Source organism: Streptomyces sp. NPDC091972, from assembly GCF_044756385.1.
Taxonomy (GTDB): domain Bacteria; phylum Actinomycetota; class Actinomycetes; order Streptomycetales; family Streptomycetaceae; genus Streptomyces.
In genome coordinates, this window is the sequence record NZ_JBIVSV010000009.1 from 1 (window position 1) to 21964 (window position 21964).

Here is a 21964-nt window from a genome sequence, read left to right on the forward strand (position 1 = left end):
CGGGAAGAACTCGTACCACGACCCGAACAACGCCCGCTCCCGCTCCACCAGCAGCGGCAACGACTCCGACGCCGTGATCAACTCACGCAGCGGATGACGGGCGAGGACCGCGTCCACATCCGGAGTCAGCGCTGCGGCCAATCGGGTGGCGACCGGCAGGGAGTCGTCCGCGAGCGTCTCCGCCGCGGCCAGCAGCACCGCGTGCTGCGGCCCCTCCGGGACGCCCGCGGCCGCACGGGCGTAGAGCTCGGCGCCCTCCTCCAGGACCAGCCCGGTGTCGAGACCGGCAGGAACCTTTATGCGGGCGACGCGGCGCCAGGTGCCGATCGGATCGCTCCAGGCCTCGACGCGGTACGTCCAGCGGCCCTCGACGTCCGGGGTGACCTCCGCCCCCCAGCGGTCGCTGCCGGGCGACAGTTCCCGCATCGGCGTCCAGGGGCCGTGCCGCCCTTCCGGGTCGGTCAGGACGACGTTCGCGGCGACCGCGTCATGGCCCTCGCGGAACACCGTCGCGGTGACCTCGAAGGTCTCTCCCACGACCGCCTTCGCCGGGCGCCTGCCGGAGTCGACGGCAGGGCGGACGTCCCGAACCGGGATGCGGCCGATGACCGGGGTGGTACTCATGCTCTCGCCTCCGCCGTGCTCGAGGCCGGGCGCTGACTGCGCCCGGCCGGGGGTCCAAGCTGCGCCGGAAGGGTGTTACCTCCCCGCGGGGGAACGTTCCGCTGCCCTCGGCGGACCACGTCGTGCGACGGCACCCGCCCGGGGGAGGTCGCTCTGCTCCTGGAGGTAGGCCACCACGCTGCTGCTGAGGTAGCGCTCGGCGGCGTCGGCCGCCTCACGTGCGCAGCGCTTGCCCATCAGCACGCACAGCGTGTAGCCCGAGTCCTCGAAGGTGGCCCGGACGTCGCGGTCGGCGGGGGAGGCGAGCATGACGCGCTCCCAGGCGCGATAGCGCCGCAGTTGCCGGGCGACTTCGGCTTTGGCCGGTAGCAGCATGGCGCCGTTCACCTTTCGGACTCGGGAAGCTCCAGGGCGCGGAAGGGTCCGGGCTCGGGAAGATCCAGGGCTCAGGAAGATCCGGGATTCAAGAAGATCTTCACTCATGGTGCACGCGCGACGACTCAGCGTCTTGTTGGTTCTTCAACTACCTCGCCGGTCGCTCGTGTTGCACGAATGGCGTAGCACTCCCACTCTGGAGTGACTCTGAAGCGATCAGCGCTCACGCTCCGTGTCACGGGGCCCGGTCCCGCGGGGGCCGGGAGGGAGCGGGAGCTTCGCCGGTGAGGAGTGACGATGAAGACCGCAGTGCCCTGCTACTACCACCTCGACGTGGAGGTCAGCCCGGAACGGGTCGGGCAGGTCAGGCGCATCCTGGCCGCCCATCTACGGCTCTGGGACCTGGAGACCCTGGTCGAGCCCGTCTGCCGCGGCGCCGAACTGCTGCTCAAGGCCATCGACGAGCACGCGACGGACAAGAACACCTCCATCGAGCTGTGGTGGAACGGCCAGCACCTCATCACCGCCGTCGCCGAGAACGACTGCGACCTGCGCCCTGACCTGGATCTGCGCGCCTGCCTGGAACGGATCGCCGCGATGAGCGACGGCTGGGGCTGCTGCGCCACCGACACCGGCAGCAAGGTCATCTGGTTCTCGCAGCGGGCCCGCGCCGGTGAGCGCGTCCCGCTCGTGCCGACGGCCCCCGCCCCGAGCCTGCGGGAGGTGCTCCAGGTGCCGCGCGAGATGCCGGTCGCGGCCCTGGCCGCCGCGGCCGCCGACGGCGGGTGCTGAGCATGGCGTCGTCCAGGAAGAAGCCGGACGGGAACGGGAAGCGGGTGCCGGCCTGGAGCGGGCACCCCTACCCGCTGGGCGCCTCGTTCGACGGAGAGGGCACCAACTTCGCCCTGTTCAGCGAGGTCGCCGAGCGTGTCGAACTCGTCTTGGTGGACGAGCGGGGCGCCCACACCGGCGTCCCGCTGACCGAGGTCGACGGATTCGTCTGGCACGGCTTCGTGCCGGGCGTAGGACCGGGCCAGCGTTACGGCTATCGGGTGCACGGACCCTGGCAGCCCTCGTTCGGCCACCGGTGCGATCCGTCGAAACTGCTCCTCGACCCGTACGCCAAAGCGGTGGACGGGCAGGTGGACACCCACCCCTCGCTGCACACCCCCGAGGCCGACAGCGCCGGGCACACCATGCTCGGCGTGGTCACCGATCCGGCCTTCGACTGGGGCGACGACCGGCCGCCCCGCCGGCCCTACGCCGACAGCGTGATCTACGAGGCCCATGTCCGCGGGCTCTCCCGCACCCATCCGGACGTCCCGCCGGAGCTGCGCGGCACCTACGCCGGTCTGGCGCACCCCGCGGTGATCGACCACCTGACCTCGCTCGGCGTCACCGCCGTCGAGCTCATGCCGGTGCACCAGTTCGTGCAGGACGGGGTGCTCCAGGACCGGGGCCTGGCCAACTACTGGGGCTACAACACGATCGGCTTCTTCGCGCCCCACAACGCCTACGCCGCCCACGGCACCCGCGGGCAGCAGGTCACCGAGTTCAAGGCGATGGTGAAGGCGCTGCACGCGGCCGGACTCGAGGTCATCCTCGACGTGGTCTACAACCACACCGCCGAGGGCAACGAGAAGGGGCCCACGCTCTCCTTCCGGGGCATCGACAACGCCTCGTACTACCGGCTGGTGGACGGCGACTGGGAGCACTACTACGACACCACCGGCACCGGGAACAGCCTGCTCATGCGGCACCCGTACGTGCTCCAGCTCATCATGGACTCGCTCCGGTACTGGGTGACCGAGATGCACGTCGACGGCTTCCGCTTCGACCTCGCGGCCACCCTGGCCCGGCAGTTCCACGAGGTGGACCGGCTGTCGGCGTTCTTCGACCTCATCCAGCAGGACCCGGTGATCAGCCGCGTCAAGCTGATCGCCGAGCCCTGGGACGTGGGGGAGGGCGGCTACCAGGTCGGCAACTTCCCGCCGCTGTGGTCGGAGTGGAACGGCAAGTACCGGGACGCCGTACGGGACTTCTGGCGGGGCGAGCCGCACACGCTCGGGGAGTTCGCCTCCCGGCTGACCGGCTCCTCCGACCTGTACCAGCACAGCCGGCGGCGCCCTCGTGCCAGCGTCAACTTCGTGACCGCGCACGACGGTTTCACCCTGCGCGACCTCGTCTCGTACAACGACAAGCACAACGAGGCCAACGGCGAGGACGGCCAGGACGGGGAGAACGCCAACCGGTCCTGGAACTGCGGGGCCGAGGGCGAGACCGACGACCCGGCGATCCTGGAACTGCGGGCTCGCCAGCAGCGGAACTTCCTCGCCACCCTGCTGCTCTCGCAGGGCATCCCGATGCTCTGCCACGGCGACGAACTCGGCCGTACGCAGCGGGGCAACAACAACGCCTACTGCCAGGACAACGAGATCTCCTGGATCGACTGGGAGCTGACCGAGGAGCAGCGCGAGCTCGCCGACTTCACCCGGTACGTGATCGGCCTGCGCGCGGCGCACCCCGTCCTGCGCAGGCGCCGCTTCTTCCGCGGCGAGACCGTGACGCACGCCGGGCAGCCGCTGCCCGACCTGGTCTGGCTGCTGCCGGACGCCCGCGAGATGGCCGAGGAGGACTGGCAGCGCTCCGACGCGCACGCCGTCGGTGTGTTCCTCAACGGCGACGCCATCGCCGAGCCCGACCCACGGGGGAACCGGGTGGTCGACGACTCCTTCCTGCTGCTCCTGAACGGTCACTGGGAGCCCGTCGACTTCCGTCTTCCTGACCCCGCCTACGGCGAACGCTGGACGACGGTGCTCGACACGTCCGAGCCCCAGGGCGCCGACGAGGCCGAACATAAGGCGGGCACCCGGATGACGGTGGAGGCCCGCAGCCTGGTTCTGCTGTCGCGGCCGTCCCGCGGGGGTTCGTGAAGGGTGACGCTGTGAGGCCCGGGGCGTGAACGGAGGGCGAGGCTCGAAAGCCTCGCCCTCCGTGCGTGTGGTGGGAGACGGTCGTGCGGGTGGCTCGTGGCTGGGGACCTCACCCGCGTGAGACGACCGTCGGGGCGTCGGAAAGCGGGCCGGGGAAGCCCTGGGGCCCGGCGCTCCTCGGTCTCAGCGGGTCCGGCGGGTCGTGACCGTGAACTGGGCGCCGTCCGGGTCGCGCAGCACGGCCTCGGTGGGGACGCGGGAGAGGACGCTGCCGCCGTGGACCTCGGCCGCCTTGGCGCAGGCCGCCACGTCCTCGACCGCGAAGTGCACCTGCCAGTGCGGCCGGATCGCGGGATCGGGTGCCGAGCCCAGCGCCCCCGACTCGATGCGCGCCACCACGTCGCCGCCGCTGCGCAGCACCACCTCCTCCCCCTCGTAGCGGACCTCGCAGCAGTCGGGGCGCTCGGTCGCCCAGTCGAGGACCTCGCCGTAGAAGATGGCCGCGTCGAACGCGTCGCGGGTGTGGAGCCGGACGAAGGCCGGCTGGGCCCGTCGCCACACCTCCCAGTTCGAGACGAGGTCTCCCTCCCAGACGCCGAAGGTCGCTCCGTCGCGGTCGGAGAGCAGGGCCGCCCGGCCGGGCGGGAAGGACAGCGGGCCGACCGCCAGCGTGCCGCCGCGTTCCTGTACGCGCGCCGCCGCCTCGTCCGCGCTGGGCACCGCGAAGTACGGCGTCCAGGCCACCGCCATCTGCCACATCGACGCCACCGCCGCGATCCCGGCGACCGGCGTGCCGTCCGCCAGCGCGACCCGGAAGCGCTCACCGAGCTTCGCGGGCTTCCACTCCCAGCCGAGGACGGCCCCGTAGAAGTCCTCCGTGGTCTGCTGGTCGCGACTGGTCAGGCTGACCCAGCAGGGCGCCCCGAAGACATGGTGGGTGGAGACGACGTCCGCGGTCGCGGTGGGGTGTCTCGGATCGTGGTTCATGGCAGTCGCGTCCTGCTCTCGTCGGCCGGCGGCCACCGGGCGGTCTTCCTCCAGTGTCCGTCCGGAACCGCTCCGGGCGCCTGCCGAGTACCCCGGGGGCGCCGCCGAAACGGTGGCCCGTTCGCCCGTGCCCGGTGGCGCGGACCCCTCCGAGTGACAGGATGGACACGTGCCAGTCGTACCGAACGAACCAGCCGACGAGTCCGACCGGATCTTCGCCCTCCAGGAGGAGATCGGCCAGCTCAAGGAGGCGGTCGCCTCCCACGCGGTCGTGGACCAGGCCATCGGCATGGTCGTCGCGCTCGGCAGGATCACCCCGGACGAGGGCTGGGCCGTACTGAAGGACGTCTCCCAGCACACCAACATCAAGCTGCGCAACGTCGCGGAGCTGATCCTCATCTGGGGGCGGTCCGGTGAGATCCCCCGGGAGATCCGCGTGGAGCTGGAGGAGGCTCTCGACCGGTACGGTCCGACGCAGATTCCGGGGGCGTCGCCCGAGTGACCCCGCCCCCGGGGGCTCAGCGGTCGTCGGCCAGGACCTCCTCGCGCAGCTGCGCGAAGCACGTGCTGAGCAGCCGGGAGACGTGCATCTGCGAGATGCCGAGTTCCTCGGCTATGCCGCTCTGGGTCATGCCCCGGAAGAAGCGCAGGTAGAGGATGGTCCGCTCGCGCTCCGGCAGCGCCTTGAGGCGGGGCCCGACGGCCACGCGGTCGACGACCACGTCGTAGCCGGGGTCGGGGCCGCCGAGCGCGTCGCCCAGGGCGTAGCCGTCCGTGCCGGGCATCTCCGCCTCCAGTGACAGCGCCGAGAAGCACTCCAGCGCCTCCGCACCCGTGCGCACCTCGTCCTCGGTCAGATGCGCCTGCGCGGCGATCTCGGCGACGGTGGGCGCCCGGCCGGGGGTCTGCGCGAGCTCCTTCGACGCCTGCCGGACCCGGTTGCGCAGGTCCTGCACCCGGCGCGGCACGTGCAGCGTCCACATGTGGTCGCGGAAGTGCCGCTTGATCTCGCCGGTCACCGTCGGCACCGCGTACGCCTCGAAGGCGCTGCCGCGTGCCGGGTCGTAGTGGTCGACGGCCTTGACGAGCCCGAGGGCGGCCACCTGGTAGAGGTCCTCGAGGGACTCCCCGCGGCCCCGGAAGCGGACGGCGATCCGCTCGGCCATGGGCAGCCACAGTTCCACGAGCTCGTCCCGGAGGGCCTTGCGCTCCGGGCCCTCGGGCAGGCGGGACAGGCGCTCGAACGCCTCGTAGGTGTCGGGGGCGTCGTCGTGCGGATGCGGCTTCGTTCTGGTGGCGACGGACATGCCGCGCACCTCCCTGAGCGGGTGCTGGGTGGACAGACACCGTGGGAGCCACGCGCTCGGACACTGGGAAAGACATCCGGGGCCCGCTCGACGGGACACCCACGGACGTGCCTCCTGTCCGAAGCACTGCTGAGTGGATTCCCGCTCGGGGGTGAAATGAAACAAAAACGCCAATCATCCCGTATGCCTTGACCAGCTCTTGGGCGAGATGGCTCTGACTCAGAGGTAATGTCGCCCGGGTGGACGAAGAGACCTTCCCCGAGGAGCTGGCCGACGCGCTCGTCGGCGTCCAGCGACTGCTCCGACGCAGGCTGCGCGCCGGGCTGACCGTGCCGCGATTGCGCGGCGCCGAGGTCGAACTGCTCCGCCTGGTCGAGTCGCGGCCCGGCATCCGGGTCTCCGACGCGGCCAAGGAACTGTTCCTGGCCGGGAACTCCGTCTCGACCCTGGTCAACCAGTTGGTCAAGGAGGGCCATCTGGTCCGCGAGACCGACCCCGCCGACCGGCGCGCGGTCCGGCTGCTGCTCACCGAGAAGGCCGAGACGCGGCTCAGGGACTGGAAGCAGCGGCGGGTCGCGCTCGTGACCCGGCACGTCGCCCGGCTGGACGCGGCCGACCAGGAGGCCCTGCGCGCCGCGCTCCCGGCCCTGCGCGCGCTCGCCGTCGATCTGCACGAGGAGGCCGAGCGGACATGACATCCGGAGCTGTCGACTGCACCGGGCTGACCTACGCCTTCGGTGACACCAGAGCCGTGGACGGGCTGGATCTGACCGTCGAGGAGGGCGAGGTCTTCGGACTCCTCGGGCCCAACGGAGCCGGCAAGACCACCGCCATCCGCTGCGTCACCACCCTGCTGCCCGTGCCCGCCGGCATGGTCCACGTCTTCGGCCGCGACACCGCGGACGAGCCGATGGCCGTACGCCGGCTGCTCGGCTACGTCCCCCAGCAGCTGTCGGCGGACGCCAACCTGACCGGCCGCGAGAACGTCACCCTCTTCGCCCGTGTCTTCGACGTGGCCCGAAAGGAACGCTCCGAGCGGGTCGCCCAGGCCCTGGCCGCCGTCGACCTCACCGACGCCGCCGACCGGCTCGCCGGCACCTACTCCGGCGGCATGGTCCGACGGCTGGAGCTCGCCCAGGCCCTGGTCAGCGCGCCCCGGCTGCTGATCCTCGACGAGCCGACCATCGGCCTCGACCCGATCGCCCGCACCGGCGTCTGGGAGCACATCAGCGCCGTACGCGAGGCGACCGGCATGACCGTCCTCGTGACCACCCACTACATGGACGAGGCCGACCAGTACTGCGACCGGGTCGGTCTCATGCACCGTGGCCGCGTCCGCGCCCTCGGCACCCCCGCCGAACTCAGGCGGTCACTGGCCGAGAAGCGGGGCACCGACACCCTGCCGACCCTGGAGGACGTCTTCCGTGACGTCGCCGGCAGCGGACTCGAGGACGAGGGAGGCGATTTCCGCGATGTCCGAAGCACCCGCCGCACCGCGAACCGCGTCGGCTGACATCGGTCTGCTGCTGAAGCCGCCGGAGCCCCGCGCGGGCTGGCGGCTGCTGCCCGCCCGGGTCGTGGCGATGTGCGCCGTCGAGATCCAGAAACTCCGCCACGACCGCACCGAGCTCTACACCCGCGCCGTTCAGCCCGCCCTGTGGCTGCTGATCTTCGGCCAGACCTTCACCCGCATCAAGGCGATCCCCACCCGGGGCATCCCCTACATCGACTACCTGGCCCCCGGCATCATCGCCCAGTCGGCCATGTTCATCGCGATCTTCTACGGCATCCAGATCATCTGGGAGCGGGACGCGGGCATCCTCAACAAACTCCTGGTCACCCCCACCCCGCGCTCGGCGCTGACCACCGGCAAGGCTTTCGCGGCCGGGGTGAAGTCGCTGATCCAGGCCGTCGTCGTCATCGTCATCGCCGCCCTGCTCGGGGTGTCCCTGACCTGGAACCCGCTCAGGCTCCTCGGCGTCGGCGCGATCGTGGTCCTCGGCTCGGCGTTCTTCTCCTGCCTGTCGATGACCATCGCAGGCATCGTCCTCAGCCGGGACCGGCTCATGGGCATCGGGCAGGCCATCACCATGCCGCTCTTCTTCGGCTCCAACGCCCTGTACCCGCTGTCCGTCATGCCGGGCTGGCTCCAGGCCGTCAGCAAGGTCAACCCGCTCAGCTACGAGGTCGACGCCCTGCGCGGCCTCCTCCTCGGCACGCCCGCCCGTCTCGCGCTCGACTTCGGGGTGCTGGCCGTGGCCGCCGTACTCGGCATCACCGCGGCCTCCTCGCTCCTCGGCCGCCTGGCCCGTTGATCATGGACGGGCAACGTGATGTGCGGCACGCCCGCGGAAGGGTTTTTCCGGCCGATCGGCGGATTCTTCCTGCGCACGGCTTGATCAGTGATCAAAGGGGGTGAATTCCCTGGCCACAGCGCATTCTGCTCATTTGACAGTGCATTGAGCACACAGATAGGAAGCAGCTCTCTGAGGTCGAAGAGGTGCACTGTGTACGAGCCGAACGTGGTCGGGGACTGGCAGGAGTACGACGAGCATGCCGGTCTGCGTGTCCGCGTCCACCGTCTGGAGGCGGCCGAGCCGCCGCGCGGACGCGACGACGCCGCCGAAGGGCTCACGTATTTCAGCGTCCGGGTGACCGTCGAGAACCGTGGCGACCGGCATCCGACCGTCCACCTGGAAGACGGTCAGATCGACGTGCGGATCGGGCCCGACGGCGAGAGCGCCTTCATCGACTGGCGCAACTCGCAGTTCATCGAGGGCTTCGACGTCTACCCGCTGCGCCGCGCCACCGCAGTGCTGTTCGCGGCCGGCCCCGAGGCGAGCCTCGGCCAGATCGACGTGCAGATCCAGTTGCGGGTCGACGACGAGTGGGCCGACCGCCGGCTGTGGGCGGGCGGCATCGGACTCGACGAGGGCGCCGCGCACGTGGGCGCGGGCCGCGAGGGCCTGGCCTGCCAGGTCAGCAACTTCCTGCGGGACCAGGCCGAGGAGGGCACCGCCTGATCCCGCGCGGGTTCAGTGCGGGATGCCGTCGATGATCTCGCGGGCACCCTGACGCAGCAGTGCCACGGCGACCGAGGTGCCCAGCGTGGCCGGATCCAGCCTGCCCGCCCACTCGTGGGCGTTCAGGCGCGTCTTGCCGTCCGCGGTGAACACACAGGCCCGCAGGGACAGTTCGCCGCCGTGGTCCACGCGCGCGTACCCCGCGATCGGGCTGTTGCAGTGGCCCTGGAGGACGTGCAGGAACATCCGCTCGGCGGTCGCCTCCCGGAACGTGTTCGGATCACCGAGCGCGCTGACCGCGTCGATCAGCTCGGTGTCGCCCTCCCTGCACTGGAGGGCGAGGATGCCCGCGCCGATCGGCGGCATCATCGTCTCGGGGGAGAGGATCTCGCTGATCACGTCCTCGCGGCCGATGCGCTCCAGGCCGGAGACCGCGAGCAGCAGCGCGTCCGCCTCGCCCGCCTCCAGCTTGGCCAGCCGCCGGTTGGCGTTGCCGCGGAACGGCACGCACTGCAGGTGCGGGTGGGTGGCGGCGAGCTGGGCCACGCGGCGCACCGAGGAGGTGCCGATGCGGGTTCCCTCGGGAAGTTCGTCCAGGGTCAGGCCGCCCGGGTGGATCAGGGCGTCGCGGATGTCGTCGCGCTTGAGGAACGCCGCGAACGTGGTGCCCGCGGGAAGCGGCCGGTCGGCGGGCACGTCCTTCACGCAGTGCACCGCGAGATCCGCCTCGCCGGCCAGCAGCGCGGCGTCGACCTCCTTGGTGAAGGCGCCCTTGCCCTCGACCTTGGACAGGTCGCCCATCCACTTGTCACCGGTGGTCTTCACCGGCACGACCTCGGTGCGCACGCCGGGGTAGAGGGCTGCCAACTCGTTTCTGACACGCTCCACTTGGGCCAGCGCCATCGGCGAGTCACGGGAGACGACACGGACAAGTTCCGGGAGGGACATGCGGGACACGATAGACCCTGCGGCGGTTCCGTGTTTGACGCTCAGGGGTTGACGGGTAGTGAGTACCGGATCTTCTGCCCGGCGCGGGCGCCCAACCGGTCGTAGAACCGCATCGCCCCGTCGTTCCAGGCCGGTGTCTGCCACTGCACCTCGTCGAGCCCCAGCGCGCGGGCCTCGGCGGTCACCGCGTCCATGAGCAGCACGCCGAGTCCCGTTCCGCGGTGCCCGGGGAGCAGGAACAGACAGTCCATGTGCAGGTACTCGCGGCCCCGCCAGGTGGACAGTTCGGGAGCGCAGGTGGCGTAGCCGGCGAGTTCCCCGTCGGGAGTGCGGCCACCAGGCAGCGCAGGCGGGGCGCGGGTGTGCCGAAGAGGAGCGCGGCCAGCCGGTCGGGCAGGTCCCGCGGGGGCGGCGCCGCGCGCTCGTACTCCGCGTGCCGGGCGGCGAGTTCGGCGACCGCGGGCAGGTCGGCGCGCTCGGCGTGCCGGACGAGGGGGGTGTCGCTCATCGGACGTCACCCGCGGCCGTGTCCGCGGCCCAGGCCGTGAGCCGCCCGGCGAGCGACCCGGTGCCGTCGAGGACGTGCCGGGAGTACGCGTCCCGCTCGTGCGCGAGGACGGCGGCCTCCCACACGCAGGGCGCCAGTCCCGCCCGGCCGGGCCGCAGCGCTTCGGGCTCGCCCGCCGGGCCGTTGAAGATCGCCAGGTCCGCCATGTGCCCCTCGATCCAGCTCTGGACCAGGACGTAGTCGCCGTCGCCGCCCGCGTGCACGATCAGGACGGCGAGCCCGAGGGAGCCCCGCAGCGGGCCGAGTCCGAGATGACGGGCGGCGATCCGCAGCCCGGCCTCGGCGTCCACGTCGGTCACCGTACGGCCGGGCGCCTCCAGCCCGTACACCTTCACCAGGTGCCCGGCGGCCTCCCTGGTGCCCAACGGCCTTACGGCACGGACGTGGTGGCCGTCGGCGAGGGCGAGCAGGGCCTCGGCGGCGACGGCGGCGGGCAGTTCCTCGTGAAGATCCATCCGGTCATCATCCGGTGCGGAGCCGGTCCGGCGCGACACGATGGCCGGGCCGGCCTCAGACGAGCGGTTCGCTGAGTTCGGCCGAGCGCAGGGCGGCCCCGAGGGCCTGTTCGTCGCCGAAGTCCAGGGCCGTGTCGGTGAGCTTGATGACGTGTTCGTCGCCGTGGGCGAGGGCGCGTTCCACGACCTCCTCGGCGGTCAGGCGCGCGGGAGGGGAGTAGACGACGGGTGCCGCCGGCGCGTACATCGCCGTGACCGCCGCCGACGCGGTCCAGGCCGCGTGCAGGCTCGGCACCCACTGGTCGCGGGGGAGGGAGTCCAGGGTCCGCAGCACGGCGTTGGGGGCCGTGGCCGCGTGCACGAGCATGGTCGGCTCACCGTGGCCGTGGGTGGCGTAGCGGTGGGTCGCGGCGCGCACGAGCTCGGTGAGCCGCTCCTTCGCGGTGTCCGGGTCGGTGACGTCGCGCGCCCACACGGGCAGCCGGCGTACGGCGGCCAGACGGTCGCGGAACCCCAGGTGACCCGGTTCGATGGCGGGTACGGCGTCCAGGGCGTCCGCGGCGGCCGTGGTGCCCGGCAGCTCCGCGAGCCCGGGCACGGGCTGGTGCCGTGCCGCCCAGTACCCCAGCGCGTGCGCGAGTTCGGTGAGCCGGGGCGCGTTCTCGTGGGCCCGCAGGGCGCGGACGGCGTGGCCGGCCCGGATGACGGTGTGCGTGGCGCCGCCGTACATGCCCGGCAGCAGGCGCGGCCACCACTCGGCGAGGACGTCCGTCCAGGGGCGCTCGGCGAGCCTGCGGGCGAAGTAGTCGGTCCAGTCCGCGATCCGACGCGGATCGCCCAGTGCCGAAGGCCAGTTGTCGTCCGTGACGGGAGCGGTGCGGTCGGGGAAGTCCTCCAGCTTGTCCCGGTACAGGTCCAGCCACCGGTGCACCGAGCCGGCCTGTCCGTGCGCGGCGAGCGCCTCGACCACCATGGGGGCGTGGTTGCTCAGCCAGCCCTCCCGCTCCGGGCCGGCCGCGTGGACGCGGTCCAGGGCCTCTTCGAGGTGCCCGCTCGTGTCGCTCGTGTCGGTCGTGTCCATGGACAGGACGCTATGCGGGGGGTGGGGCGGCGGGGATCGGGCGCGGGGCGGAATCCGCGGGCGCGGGGGACCTAGGTCCCGCGCCCGATCGTGTCACCGGGTCAGGCGTTGGGGTCGAAGGGGATCCCCGACGGCTTCGCCGACGACAGGTGCGCGGCGAAGTTGGCGTCCTTGAGGCCGAAGTTGGCGCTGCCGAAGTCGTACGCGCTCAGCTTGTCGCGCAGCCCCGACGGGTAGCCGTTCCAGCCGACCAGCGGCGGGTACTGCCAGGTGCCCTTGGCGTTCTCCGGCGGCTCGTCGTTCGAGTTGGCCAGCCGGAAGCAGTGGGTGCTGATGCCGTCCTTGTGGTAGACGATCTTCGCGTGCGTGCCGTCGAAGCGGACCCCGGAGGCGGCACTGACGGTGAACGAGCCGTGGTTGGACGTCGAGACGTACTGGACCGAGCCGTTCTGCACCCAGATCACGACGTGTTCCCAGTCGTGCCGGTGGCCGCCGATGCTGCTGTTCGCCAGCGCCTGGTCCTTCTCGAAGTACAGGCCGTACAGGTAGGCGCACCAGCCGTTGTTGCACTTGTAGCGAGAGTACGTGTTGGTGTTGTCCAGATCGGCGGCGTCATGGCAGTCGCCGCTGAGCGAACCCGTCGGCTTGAGGCCGCCGTTGACGGTGCCGTCGGGGCCGATGGCCGGTGTCGGGTAGCAGCCGTCCGTGTCGTAGTCGAAGGCCGGCTGGTAGGTGTACTCGGCGCTCTCGGCGTTGGCGGGCAGTGCCTTGGGCGGAGCGGCGAAGGCGGCGGAGGGGAAGGCGACGACGAGTGCGGCGGCGCCGGCCAGGCCGGTGAGCCATCTCGTGCGGTGCTTCTTGAACGACGGTGACGCCACTGCGTCCTCCTCGTGGTCCGGGCGCAGCCCAACGGCTGTGGGGTTACTGGGGAGTTCAGCTTCCCGGCTTTTCATGTCCGCGCCAAGAGGCTGAAGGCGTCGCTCCGGTTACGGTGAACCCAACATCCTGGGTGAGCCCGACATCCTGGGTGAGCCCGACGTCCCGGGTGAGCCCGACGTCCCTGATCAGGCGGGCGGGTCGGGGAGGTCGGCCGAGGAGTCCTCCGGCGCCAGGTCAGGCCGCAGCCGCAGCCAGGACGGCTGACGCAGCAACCCCGCCCGGGTACGGGTGCTGTAGCGGACCTCGCCCACCAGCCGGGGCAGCACCCAGCGCGCGCCCGGGACGCGCGGCACGGGATCGAAGGGGCACGCGTCCGTCGCCGCGGCGGCCAACAGCGCGGCGAGCTCCGTGCGTTCCGTCTCGCTCCACCCGGTGCCCACACTGCCGACGTACCGCAGCCGTCCCGCGCCCCGTTGTCCGACCAGCACCGCGCCCGGCAGGCCCGTGAGCCGGCCCTTGCCGGGCAGCCAGCCGCCCACGACGACGTCCTCGCTGCGCATGTTGCGGATCTTGATCCAGGCGCGGGAGCGCACCCCCGGTTCGTACAGCGAGTCGAGCCGCTTGCAGACCAGGCCCTCCAGGCCGTGTTCACGGGTGGCGCGCAGGGCCTGTTCGCCGTGGCCGACGAGGGCGGAGGGGGTGGACCAGTGGGGTCCGGCGAGCCCCAGTTCGTCCAGTCGCGCCCGGCGTCGCGTGTAGGGGAGGGTGACGAGGGAGCGCCGCCCCAGATGCATCAGGTCGAAGATCACGAGGTGTACGGGGGCTTCGGCCGCCCGGCGTGCGGCTCGGCCGGGGGCGTGGGCCAACTGCATGCGCGGTTGCAGCAACTGGAAGTCCGCGCGGCCCTGTTCGTCCAGTGCCAGGATCTCCCCGTCCAGCACCGCGGGTGTGGCGCCGAGCGCGGCGCCCAGCGGCCGCAGTTCGGGATAGGCGCCGGTGATGTCCTCCCCGGACCGGGCGCGCAGCACCAGGTCGCCGTTCCCCGGGAGGTAGACGACCGCCCGCTGGCCGTCCTGCTTGGTCTCGTACGCCCAGCGCGCGTCCTGCGCGGGGGGCGGCAGGGTGCCGGGGGTGGCGAGCATGGGCGGGATCAGCGGCAGGGTCACGGGTGAGTTGTCGACGCGGGCACCGGCCGCCACGCGTCCCGCGGACCGGTTTCCCCTGAACGGGCGCCGCCCCGGGGTCCTCCCGGCCCTGCCGGTGCGGGTCTCGGCGCCCCGGGCCGCCGGTCGGACCTGGCGTGCGTCCGCAACGGTGAGCCGGAACCTCCGGGGTGAAGCTCCACGCTCGCGGTCAGATGATGCCGCCGTTGGCGCGCAGCACCTGGCCGTTGACCCAGTGGCCCGCCGGGCTCACCAGGAACGACACGACGTGGGCGATGTCCTCCGGCGTCCCGAGGCGCTCCAGCGGAGGCTGTGCGGCGAGGCGGGCGACGGTCTCCTCGTCCTTGCCGTCGAGGAAGAGGTCGGTCGCCGTCGGGCCGGGGGCCACGGCGTTGACGGTCACGTCACGGCCGCGGAGCTCGCGGGCGAGGATCAGGGTCACCGCCTCGACGGCGCCCTTGCTGGCCGCATAGGCGCCGTACCCGGGGAAGGCGAGGCCGACGACCGAGCTGGAGAGGTTGACGAGCGCGCCGCCGGGCCGCAGCCGGCGTGCGGCCTGCTGGTCGACGACGAAGGTGCCCCGGATGTTGGTGCGGTACAGGGAGTCGAGCTCGCCGAGGTCGAGCTCCGCGACCGGGGACAGGGGCATCCTGCCCGCGGAGTGGACCACCGCGTCGACACCGCCGTACGTGGCCTCCGCCTGGTCGAACAGGGCGGCGACCTCGGTCTCGTCGGCGACGTCGGCGCGGGCGGCGTAGGCGGTGCCGCCGGCTTCCCCGATGGCGCGCACGGCCTCGTCGGCGGCGGCCTGGTTGCCCGCGTACCCGACGACGACCGCGAAGCCGTCGGCGGCGAGCTGCTCGGCGATCTGCCGTCCGATGCCGCGCGAACCGCCGGTGACGATCGCGACGCGCTGTTCCGTCCGGGGCTGAGTGGTCATGACTGCCGTCCTCTGTTAGCGATGCTACGACTGACTCGTATCGACGATACCACTGAAGCGTAGCAACGGTAACTCCCGATTCGTATCAATGCTACGAATGGCGTACCGTGGGGACATGGATGCGAGGGAAAAGATCCTGGAGGCGGCCACCGAGCTGCTGGCCGGGGCGTCGGCCGCCGATGTCTCCACGCGCGCGGTGTGCGAGAAGGCCGGGGTGGGCGCGCCGATGCTCTACCGGCTCTTCGGCGACAAGGCCGGCCTGCTGGCCGCCGTCGTCGACCGGGGCTTCGAGCAGTACCTGGCGTCCAAGCGGGCGGCCCGGCCGAGCGCGGATCCGGTCGAGGACCTGAAGCGCGGGTGGGACAACCACATGCGCTTCGCCCTGGAGCATCCCAGCCACTACCGCCTGATGTACTCGCCCGAGCTGACCGTGCCCCCGGCGGCGGCCCAGGAGGCGCACGACCTGCTGCACGGCATCCTCGAACGCTGCGCGGCCCAGGGGCGGCTGACGGTGTCTCCCGCGCTGGCCACGCAGATGATCATGTCCGCCAATGTCGGGGCCGCCCTGTCGATGCTGACCAGACCCGAGCAGTACGCGGACCCGAGGTTCTCGCCTCGGCTGCGCGACGCGGTGCTGGACTCGGTGACCCGGCCCGCCGACACCGAGGCGGCGCGGGAGGACGGCTCGGTGCCCGTCGCGGCCGCGACCCTCGCGGCCCGGCTGCGTGCCGACCTGCCGCCGACGCTCACGACGGCGGAGTCGGCCCTGCTCCAGCAGTGGCTGGAGGAACTCTCCGGGAGCTGAGGGGTCGGCGTTCCTCGGGCGGCAGCGGCTGCACCACGCCCGGCTGGTAGGCCATCACCACGGCTGGGCGCGGTCCCGGGTGGTGAGGCCGGTCAGGTCGTCGGCGGCCGCCAGCCGGGTGCCGAGTCCCGGTGCCGCGAGGAAGCGGGTGATCAGGGTGCGGGTGGCGCCGGGGAGAGCAGGGAGTCACCGGCCGGCACCGTGCGGATGCTGGTCCGTTCCTGGCGTTCCGGGGCGGCGGGTCGGAGGGGGAGTCCGGGGTGCCCCTCCGGGACCGGCCCGTCGGGGCCGGGGCGGTCCTCGCCGTACGTGAGCCCGGGCAGCCGCAGCCCGGCCGTCATGGCGACGACCGTACGGACGTGGTCGTCGGCGTAGCGCCGCAAGGGGATGCTCATGGGCTCTCCGGTCGTCGTGGAACCATGATGGCCGAGGCCCGCGGGTCTCGACCGCCACGACCCGGCCGGCGTACGGGCGATCCGTCGTCCACCCGTCCGCGCTGCGGCCCGTGTCCCGTGCCCTGTCCACGGTCCGACCGCCAGTCTTCCCGACTCCGGTGCGCCCGTCGTCGTACCACGGCCGGTGATCGCGCCTACTGAGAACGCAGTACGCACCAGGGGTGCATCCTTCCCGGGCAGGACGGGACGGCCGTCAGGCGGGACGTCAGTGTCCGGAGGCGGTTCCGGCCGACGTCTGCGCGGCCGGTGCGGGGATCCCCGCCGGAGCAGCGGCCCGCGGGCGCGGGATGAAGGAGGCGAGAGCGAACGCGAGGAGCGCGGCACCCGCGCCGATCGCCATGACGGTCTTGAAACCGTTCTCGGACGGCAGCGCGTAGCCGCCCAGGTCGATCGTCATCCGGGCCAGTACGACACCGGCGATGGCGCTCGCCGTCGACGTGCCGACGGACCGCATCAGGGTGTTGAGGCTGTTGGCTGCCGCCGTCTCCGAGGCGGGCACGGCGCCCATGATGAGGGCCGGCATCGAGCCGTACGTGAACCCGATGCCGGCGCCGATCACGCAGGACACCAGCACCAGGTGCCAGACCTCGGACATCAGCACGATGTTCAGCCCGTAGCCCGCGGCGACGATCAGCGCGCCGGTCATCAACGTGACCTTGGGGCCCTTCGCCTTGGAGACGGCCGCGGAGACCGGCGCCAGGGCCATCATCACCAGACCGGACGGCGCCATGACCAGGCCGGCGGTCAGCAGGGACCTGTCCAGGCCGTAGCCCGTCGAGGCGGGGAGCTGGAGGAGCTGCGGCAGCACCAGCGACATCGCGAACATCGAGAAGCCGATCGCGATCGAGGCGAGGTTGGTGAACAGCACCTGGCGGCGGGCGGTGGTACGCAGGTCGACCAGCGGCTGAGCGCTGCGCAGTTCGAACAAGCCCCAGGCCGGCAGGATGATCAGGGCCGCGGCGAACAGACCGAGCGTGGTGCCGCTCGCCCAGCCCCAGTCGGCGCCCTTGGAGACGGCCAGCAGCAGACAGACCAGGCCGGCGGCCATGCCGACCGCGCCGACCGCGTCGAAGTGGCCGCCGGTGCGCACTCGGGACTCGGGCACGAGCGCCAGGACCAGGACGAGGGCGAGGGCTCCCATCGCGGCCGAGGCCCAGAACAGGACGTGCCAGTCGAAGTTGTCCGCGATCAGCGCGGCCGTCGGCAGTCCCAGCGCGCCGCCCACGCCGAGGGAGGCGCTCATCAGCGCGGTCGCCCCGGAGAGGCGCTCGGCGGGCAGTTCGTCGCGCATGATGCTGATGCCGAGCGGGATCACCCCGGAGGACAGGCCCTGCAGGGCGCGGCCGACGATCATCGGGACGAGGGCGTCGCTGAGTGCGCAGACCACCGACCCGGCCACCAGCATCACCACGCTGACCAGCAGCATCCGGCGCTTGCCGAACATGTCGCCGAGCCGCCCGACGACCGGGGTGGCGACCGCCGCCGCGAGCAGGGTGGCAGTGACCGCCCACGCGGTGTCCGAGGCCGGGGCGTCGAGCAGCCTGGGCAGCTCCGGCACGATCGGGATGACCAGGGTCTGCATCAGCGAGACGACGATTCCGGCAAAGGCCAGCACCGCCACCACGGTGTTCGGCCGCGGCGGGGCCACGGCACCCGCGTCGGCGGTTCCGGCGAGAGCGTCGGACATGAAAAGGGCCTCCAGAGCAGGGGAACGGGCCGGACCCGGCCGATTTAAGTCAGGTGACTGACTTAGCTTAACGGTCGGCCTGTCCTGGCCGTACGTCGGCTGCGGGAGCCGGGCGAGCGTTGCGTAGGCTTCCGGCACTGGAACCCGTCGCGGTGTAGGCGGGCCTCGGCGGCTCGAGGGGCTGGCCGTCGGAGGGAGGCGGCCAAGTCCCGGTGCGGTGGTGAGCATGGCGGGCAGGACGGTGCGCGAGGAGCAGGTCCACGCGACCCGGGAGCTGATCCTGACCGCGGCCGAGCGGCTCTTCGCCGAGCGTGGTGTCCTCGCGGTGTCCAACCGGCAGGTCGGCGAGGCCGCGGGGCAGGGCAACAACACCGCGGTCGGCTACCACTTCGGAACCAAGGCCGACCTGGTCCGGGCGATCGCCCGCAAGCACCACGTCCGCATCGAGGCGATCCGCGCCCGGCTGCTCGCCGGGGCCCGCGGCTCCACCGACGTACGCGACTGGGTGGACTGCCTGGTCCGGCCCGTGCCCGAACATCTCGCGGAGCTGGGCAGCCCCACCTGGTTCGCGCGGTTCTGCGCCCAGGTCATGACCGACCCGGTGCTCCAGCAGATCATGGTCGAGGAGTCCATGGCGTCGCCCTCGCTGCGGGAGATCGTCGAGGGCCTGTACCGATGTCTGCCCGAGCTGCCCGCCGAGGTACGGGCCGAGCGCGCCGAGATGGCCCGCCATCTGATCGTGCACATGGCCGCGGACCGCGAGCGGGCCCTCGCCGAGAACACCCCGACCCCCCGCGCCAACTGGCACGACGCCGCGACCGGCCTCGGGGACGCCGTGGTCGCCCTGTGGACGGCCCCGGTCACTCCCACCAGCCCCTGAAGAGGATCCCGTCAGCTTCCGGATTCCGGCCCGGCCCAGGCTCAGCGCGCCGGGACCAGCGGCTCGGTGGGCATGGGTTCGCGCAGGCCGCGCAGCAGCAGAGCGCCCAGCGCGGGCAGGACGATCAACGGCACCAGCGCGGTCCGCAGCGACGTGGCGTCGGCCAGCGCGCCCAGCACCGGGGCGGCCAGCCCGCCGACGCTCACCGTCAGGCCCAGCGTGACGCCGCTCGCCGTGCCCACCCGCCCGGGCAGGTAGTCCTGGCCGAGGGTGACGTGCAGGGAGAACGGCACGTACAGGCCGGCCGAGGTCAGGGCGACGAAAGCGAACACCGCCGGACCCGGGACGAGCACCACCCCGGCCACGGCGAGCACCGTCAGGACGTACGCCCCGCGCACCACCGCGAGGCGCCCGTACCGGTCGGCGAGCCGGCCCCCGAGGACCGTGCCCACGGCACCGCCCGCGTACAGCACGCCCAGCGCCGCCGTACCGGCCACGTCCCCGCCGCCGACATGCTCGCGGACGTACAGCGACACGAACGCGCTCAGCCCGACGAACACGACCGACCGGCAGACCACCGCGCCCGAGAGCCGCAGGAACGACGGCCAGTCGTCCCGTCCGCCACCACCGCCGACCGCTCCCGCCACCGGCAGCGACCGCGCCGCGCGCACCGCCGTCGCGCACAGTGCCGCGCCCAGCACGGCCGGAACGGCCAGCAGGGGAGAGGCGGCCAGGCCTCCGGCGGCGATCACGGCGGCGACCAGCGGCGGGGCCAGCGCGAAGCCGACGTTCCCGCCGAGCGAGAACCAGCCCATCCCCCTGTTGCCGCCGGACGCGACGGCCCGCGCCACCCTGGCGGCCTCCGGGTGATAGGCCGCGACCCCGGCGCCGGACACGGCGACCGCCGCCAGGGTGAGCGGATAGGAGCCCATGACCCCGCTCAGCGCGACCCCCGCCCCCGCCGTCAGCGCGCTCATCGGAAGCAGCCACGGCATCGCCCGGCGGTCGGTGAGCGCGCCGAACAACGGCTGCACCACGGACGACAGCAAGGAGGCGGCCAGCACGACACCCGAAGCGGCGGCGTAGGACCAGGCCCGCTCGGCGACGAAGAACGGCACCAGGGCGGCCACGGCCCCCTGATACACGTCCACACAGGCGTGACCGAGCGACATCAGCGCGAGGGAACGGTTCTTGGGCGCGGCACCGAGCCTCGCGCGGCAGCCTGCCGGCCCGCTTCCGATAATCTGCCCAGTTGTGCCGAACATCCGCCACACCCCGACGGCGCCCACCCGCGCCCAGCACCTCGCCGCGGGCGCACGCATCGACGCCCACCGGCACGACGACCACCAGATCGTCTACGCGGGCTCCGGCGTCCTCGCGGTCACCACCGACACCGGCACCTGGTTCGCACCCGGCACCCGCGCCATCTGGGTCCCCGCCGGCACCGTCCACTCCCACCGCGCCCACGGACACCTCGACCTGCATCTGGTCGGTCTGCCCGCCGACGACAACCCGCTCGGCCTGGACGCCCCGACCGTGCTCGCCGTGGGTCCCCTCCTGCGCGAGCTGATCCGCGCCTACACCCGCGACCCCGCCGACGACAGCCCCGAGCGCCACCGCCTCCTCGCCGTTCTCCGCGACCAGCTGCGCGCCTCGCCGAGGCAGCCCCTGCGCCTGCCGACGCCGACCGATCCCCGGCTCGCCGCGGTCTGCGCGCTCGTCCACACCGACCCCGCCGACCCCCGCACCCTCGCCGCCCTCGGCGCCGCGACCGGCACCTCGGAACGCACGCTCAGCCGCTGCGGCTGGTCCTCCGCGAGCGCGTTCATCGACGTCTTCCGCCGCTCCTTCGGCTACACCCCGGGCACCCACAACCGCCGCTCCCCATGAGGACGGAGGCCGCCGCACGCGGTGCCGCTACCGTCCAGTAATGTGCGCGGCAGCCCCCCGGAGGAGGAACCGTGCCACGGTCTTCACGTTCGCCCCTGCTGCTCGCCGGCCTGCTGGCCACCGCGGGCGCCGCCCACTTCGCCGCGCCGCGCCAGTTCGACGCGATCATCCCGAAGGCCCTGCCCGGCAAGCCCCGGACCTGGACCTACGCGAGCGGCGCCGTCGAACTCGCGCTCGCCGCCGGTCTGGCGGTGCCGAAGACCCGGCAGACCGCCGCGCTCGCCGCCACCGCCTTCTTCGTCGGGGTGTTCCCCGCCAACGTCCAGATGGCCGTCGACTGGCGCCACCGCCCCGCCCCCCAGAAGGCGGCGGCCCTCGGACGGCTGCCGCTGCAGGTGCCGCTCGTCCTGTGGGCACGTGGCATCGCCAAGAACGGGGGCCGGGCATGAGCAAGGCGCTGGAGACCGGCGACACCGTCGAGGACTTCGAGCTCCCGGACGAGACGGGCACCCGCCGCAAGCTGTCGGACCTGCTCGCCGACGGCCCGGTCGTCCTCTTCTTCTACCCCGCCGCCCTGACCGCCGGCTGCACCGCGGAGGCGTGTCACTTCCGCGACCTGGCCGCGGAGTTCGCCGCCGTCGGCGCCCAGCCGGTCGGCATCAGCGGAGACACCGTCGAACGCCAGCAGGAGTTCGCCGGGCGCCACACCCTCGGCATGCCCCTCCTGTCCGACGTCGACGGCACGATACGCGAGCTGTTCGGCGTCAAGCGCGGCTTCTCCCTGGCACCCACCAAGCGCGTCACCTTCGTCATCGCCGAGGACCGCACCGTGCTGGAGGTCGTCCGCAGCGAACTGCGCATGAACACCCACGCCGACCGCGCCCTCGAAGCCCTGCGCGCCCACCGCACGTGACGGAGGGGGCACGGTTGCCCCGTTTCGGTTGATGCGGTCTGACAATGGGAC

General features: G+C 72.4%; 24 protein-coding genes and 2 pseudogenes. 12 read left to right on the top strand and 14 right to left on the bottom strand.

Features of this window, described 5'->3' with window-relative positions; translation table 11 throughout:
• Positions 1–624, bottom strand: a 624-nt coding sequence (locus ACIQJT_RS25415; protein ID WP_402647048.1) for a maltotransferase domain-containing protein, incomplete at its 3' end; no start/stop codon positions are given.
• 75 nt (positions 625–699) lie between these two features.
• Positions 700–999, bottom strand: coding sequence for a DUF5133 domain-containing protein (locus ACIQJT_RS25420; protein ID WP_365465249.1), 300 nt, complete (start codon positions 997–999; stop codon positions 700–702).
• Positions 1000–1296: 297 nt separating this feature from the next.
• Between ACIQJT_RS25420 and ACIQJT_RS25425 the strand changes: the two genes are divergently transcribed.
• Positions 1297–1791 carry a pep a2 gene (locus tag ACIQJT_RS25425; RefSeq protein ID WP_402647051.1) on the top strand — a complete coding sequence of 165 codons (495 nt, stop codon included), beginning with the start codon at positions 1297–1299 and terminating at the stop codon, positions 1789–1791.
• A gap of 2 nt (positions 1792–1793) precedes the next feature.
• Positions 1794–3932, top strand: coding sequence for a glycogen debranching protein GlgX (gene glgX / locus ACIQJT_RS25430; protein ID WP_402647054.1), 2139 nt, complete (start codon positions 1794–1796; stop codon positions 3930–3932).
• A 183-nt stretch (positions 3933–4115) separates the two neighbouring features.
• On the opposite strand, the gene ACIQJT_RS25435 is transcribed toward glgX, so the two are convergent.
• Positions 4116–4919: a VOC family protein gene (locus tag ACIQJT_RS25435; protein ID WP_402647057.1), complete on the bottom strand. Its 804-nt coding sequence runs from the start codon at positions 4917–4919 to the stop codon at positions 4116–4118.
• 169 nt (positions 4920–5088) lie between these two features.
• On the opposite strand from ACIQJT_RS25435, the gene ACIQJT_RS25440 reads away from it, so the two are divergent.
• Entirely contained in the window at positions 5089–5421 is a 333-nt protein-coding gene (locus tag ACIQJT_RS25440; protein ID WP_053848068.1) for an ANTAR domain-containing protein, read from the top strand.
• A 16-nt stretch (positions 5422–5437) separates the two neighbouring features.
• Here ACIQJT_RS25440 and ACIQJT_RS25445 read toward each other — a convergent pair whose 3' ends face one another.
• Positions 5438–6226 carry an RNA polymerase sigma factor SigF gene (locus ACIQJT_RS25445; protein WP_402647060.1) on the bottom strand — a complete coding sequence of 263 codons (789 nt, stop codon included), beginning with the start codon at positions 6224–6226 and terminating at the stop codon, positions 5438–5440.
• Positions 6227–6465: 239 nt separating this feature from the next.
• On the opposite strand from ACIQJT_RS25445, the gene ACIQJT_RS25450 reads away from it, so the two are divergent.
• The 4 genes from ACIQJT_RS25450 to ACIQJT_RS25465 all read left to right on the top strand — a co-directional run bounded on the left by ACIQJT_RS25450 (position 6466) and on the right by ACIQJT_RS25465 (position 9249).
• On the top strand, positions 6466–6921 hold the full coding sequence (locus ACIQJT_RS25450; protein WP_402647062.1) for a MarR family winged helix-turn-helix transcriptional regulator: 456 nt from the start codon (positions 6466–6468) through the stop codon (positions 6919–6921).
• Entirely contained in the window at positions 6918–7739 is an 822-nt protein-coding gene (locus tag ACIQJT_RS25455; protein WP_402647065.1) for an ABC transporter ATP-binding protein, read from the top strand. The genes ACIQJT_RS25450 and ACIQJT_RS25455 overlap by 4 nt, the downstream gene beginning before the upstream one ends.
• Positions 7699–8541: an ABC transporter permease gene (locus tag ACIQJT_RS25460; RefSeq protein WP_365465227.1), complete on the top strand. Its 843-nt coding sequence runs from the start codon at positions 7699–7701 to the stop codon at positions 8539–8541. The genes ACIQJT_RS25455 and ACIQJT_RS25460 overlap by 41 nt, the downstream gene beginning before the upstream one ends.
• A gap of 192 nt (positions 8542–8733) precedes the next feature.
• The gene (locus ACIQJT_RS25465) at positions 8734–9249 is read left to right on the top strand and encodes a hypothetical protein (protein WP_365465224.1); all 516 of its coding nucleotides are present in this window, start codon (positions 8734–8736) and stop codon (positions 9247–9249) included.
• Positions 9250–9261: 12 nt separating this feature from the next.
• On the opposite strand, the gene hemC is transcribed toward ACIQJT_RS25465, so the two are convergent.
• The 7 genes and pseudogenes from hemC to ACIQJT_RS25500 all read right to left on the bottom strand — a co-directional run bounded on the left by hemC (position 9262) and on the right by ACIQJT_RS25500 (position 15283).
• On the bottom strand, positions 9262–10197 hold the full coding sequence (gene hemC / locus ACIQJT_RS25470; RefSeq protein WP_402647068.1) for a hydroxymethylbilane synthase: 936 nt from the start codon (positions 10195–10197) through the stop codon (positions 9262–9264).
• Between the two features lie 41 nt (positions 10198–10238).
• A pseudogene (locus ACIQJT_RS25475) lies at positions 10239–10705 on the bottom strand (GNAT family N-acetyltransferase).
• Positions 10702–11220, bottom strand: a complete 519-nt coding sequence (locus tag ACIQJT_RS25480) for a hypothetical protein (RefSeq protein ID WP_402647071.1) — start codon at positions 11218–11220, stop codon at positions 10702–10704. Before ACIQJT_RS25480 ends, ACIQJT_RS25475 begins: the two are co-directional and overlap by 4 nt.
• 55 nt (positions 11221–11275) lie before the next feature.
• Complete coding sequence (locus tag ACIQJT_RS25485; protein WP_402647074.1) at positions 11276–12301, bottom strand: questin oxidase family protein; 1026 nt, start codon at positions 12299–12301, stop codon at positions 11276–11278.
• Between the two features lie 101 nt (positions 12302–12402).
• Positions 12403–13179 (bottom strand): NPP1 family protein, encoded by a 777-nt coding sequence (locus tag ACIQJT_RS25490; protein ID WP_365465212.1) that lies wholly within the window; start codon positions 13177–13179, stop codon positions 12403–12405.
• A gap of 186 nt (positions 13180–13365) precedes the next feature.
• The gene (locus ACIQJT_RS25495; RefSeq protein ID WP_402647077.1) at positions 13366–14346 is read right to left on the bottom strand and encodes an ATP-dependent DNA ligase; all 981 of its coding nucleotides are present in this window, start codon (positions 14344–14346) and stop codon (positions 13366–13368) included.
• 187 nt (positions 14347–14533) lie between these two features.
• Complete coding sequence (locus ACIQJT_RS25500) at positions 14534–15283, bottom strand: SDR family oxidoreductase (protein ID WP_402647079.1); 750 nt, start codon at positions 15281–15283, stop codon at positions 14534–14536.
• 115 nt (positions 15284–15398) lie between these two features.
• Here ACIQJT_RS25500 and ACIQJT_RS25505 point away from each other — a divergent pair, with 115 nt between their 5' ends.
• Complete coding sequence (locus ACIQJT_RS25505; RefSeq protein ID WP_402647082.1) at positions 15399–16088, top strand: TetR/AcrR family transcriptional regulator; 690 nt, start codon at positions 15399–15401, stop codon at positions 16086–16088.
• A 69-nt stretch (positions 16089–16157) separates the two neighbouring features.
• Here the strand turns inward: ACIQJT_RS25505 and ACIQJT_RS25510 are convergent.
• Both ACIQJT_RS25510 and ACIQJT_RS25515 read right to left on the bottom strand, forming a co-directional pair.
• A pseudogene (locus ACIQJT_RS25510) lies at positions 16158–16297 on the bottom strand (DNA-binding response regulator); the annotation flags it as partial.
• A gap of 451 nt (positions 16298–16748) precedes the next feature.
• Positions 16749–18230, bottom strand: a complete 1482-nt coding sequence (locus tag ACIQJT_RS25515) for an MFS transporter (RefSeq protein WP_402647084.1) — start codon at positions 18228–18230, stop codon at positions 16749–16751.
• Between the two features lie 226 nt (positions 18231–18456).
• Here ACIQJT_RS25515 and ACIQJT_RS25520 point away from each other — a divergent pair, with 226 nt between their 5' ends.
• A complete protein-coding gene (locus tag ACIQJT_RS25520) occupies positions 18457–19110 on the top strand; it encodes a TetR/AcrR family transcriptional regulator (protein WP_402647087.1) in 654 nt (217 codons plus the stop codon).
• 41 nt (positions 19111–19151) lie between these two features.
• On the opposite strand, the gene ACIQJT_RS25525 is transcribed toward ACIQJT_RS25520, so the two are convergent.
• A complete protein-coding gene (locus tag ACIQJT_RS25525; RefSeq protein ID WP_402647090.1) occupies positions 19152–20282 on the bottom strand; it encodes an MFS transporter in 1131 nt (376 codons plus the stop codon).
• Between the two features lie 82 nt (positions 20283–20364).
• Here ACIQJT_RS25525 and ACIQJT_RS25530 point away from each other — a divergent pair, with 82 nt between their 5' ends.
• The 3 genes from ACIQJT_RS25530 (at position 20365) to ACIQJT_RS25540 (ending at position 21913) form a co-directional block, all read left to right on the top strand.
• Positions 20365–21000, top strand: coding sequence for an AraC family ligand binding domain-containing protein (locus ACIQJT_RS25530; protein WP_402647092.1), 636 nt, complete (start codon positions 20365–20367; stop codon positions 20998–21000).
• A gap of 71 nt (positions 21001–21071) precedes the next feature.
• On the top strand, positions 21072–21449 hold the full coding sequence (locus ACIQJT_RS25535) for a MauE/DoxX family redox-associated membrane protein (RefSeq protein WP_402647095.1): 378 nt from the start codon (positions 21072–21074) through the stop codon (positions 21447–21449).
• A complete protein-coding gene (locus ACIQJT_RS25540; RefSeq protein WP_365465188.1) occupies positions 21446–21913 on the top strand; it encodes a peroxiredoxin in 468 nt (155 codons plus the stop codon). The genes ACIQJT_RS25535 and ACIQJT_RS25540 overlap by 4 nt, the downstream gene beginning before the upstream one ends.
• The last annotated feature ends 51 nt before the right edge of the window (positions 21914–21964 follow it).

What these genes read in the sequence shown, in the direction of transcription:
- ACIQJT_RS25420 (WP_365465249.1), bottom strand. Translation starts at nt 999, where the DNA reads ATGCTGCTACCGGCCAAAGCCGAAGTCGCCCGGCAACTGCGGCGCTAT.
- ACIQJT_RS25425 (WP_402647051.1), top strand. Translation starts at nt 1,297, where the DNA reads ATGAAGACCGCAGTGCCCTGCTACTACCACCTCGACGTGGAGGTCAGC.
- glgX (WP_402647054.1), top strand. Translation starts at nt 1,794, where the DNA reads ATGGCGTCGTCCAGGAAGAAGCCGGACGGGAACGGGAAGCGGGTGCCG.
- ACIQJT_RS25435 (WP_402647057.1), bottom strand. Translation starts at nt 4,919, where the DNA reads ATGAACCACGATCCGAGACACCCCACCGCGACCGCGGACGTCGTCTCC.
- ACIQJT_RS25445 (WP_402647060.1), bottom strand. Translation starts at nt 6,226, where the DNA reads ATGTCCGTCGCCACCAGAACGAAGCCGCATCCGCACGACGACGCCCCC.
- ACIQJT_RS25455 (WP_402647065.1), top strand. Translation starts at nt 6,918, where the DNA reads ATGACATCCGGAGCTGTCGACTGCACCGGGCTGACCTACGCCTTCGGT.
- ACIQJT_RS25460 (WP_365465227.1), top strand. Translation starts at nt 7,699, where the DNA reads ATGTCCGAAGCACCCGCCGCACCGCGAACCGCGTCGGCTGACATCGGT.
- hemC (WP_402647068.1), bottom strand. Translation starts at nt 10,197, where the DNA reads ATGTCCCTCCCGGAACTTGTCCGTGTCGTCTCCCGTGACTCGCCGATG.
- ACIQJT_RS25480 (WP_402647071.1), bottom strand. Translation starts at nt 11,220, where the DNA reads ATGGATCTTCACGAGGAACTGCCCGCCGCCGTCGCCGCCGAGGCCCTG.
- ACIQJT_RS25485 (WP_402647074.1), bottom strand. Translation starts at nt 12,301, where the DNA reads ATGGACACGACCGACACGAGCGACACGAGCGGGCACCTCGAAGAGGCC.
- ACIQJT_RS25500 (WP_402647079.1), bottom strand. Translation starts at nt 15,283, where the DNA reads ATGACCACTCAGCCCCGGACGGAACAGCGCGTCGCGATCGTCACCGGC.
- ACIQJT_RS25505 (WP_402647082.1), top strand. Translation starts at nt 15,399, where the DNA reads ATGGATGCGAGGGAAAAGATCCTGGAGGCGGCCACCGAGCTGCTGGCC.
- ACIQJT_RS25515 (WP_402647084.1), bottom strand. Translation starts at nt 18,230, where the DNA reads ATGTCCGACGCTCTCGCCGGAACCGCCGACGCGGGTGCCGTGGCCCCG.
- ACIQJT_RS25520 (WP_402647087.1), top strand. Translation starts at nt 18,457, where the DNA reads ATGGCGGGCAGGACGGTGCGCGAGGAGCAGGTCCACGCGACCCGGGAG.
- ACIQJT_RS25525 (WP_402647090.1), bottom strand. Translation starts at nt 20,282, where the DNA reads ATGTCGCTCGGTCACGCCTGTGTGGACGTGTATCAGGGGGCCGTGGCC.
- ACIQJT_RS25540 (WP_365465188.1), top strand. Translation starts at nt 21,446, where the DNA reads ATGAGCAAGGCGCTGGAGACCGGCGACACCGTCGAGGACTTCGAGCTC.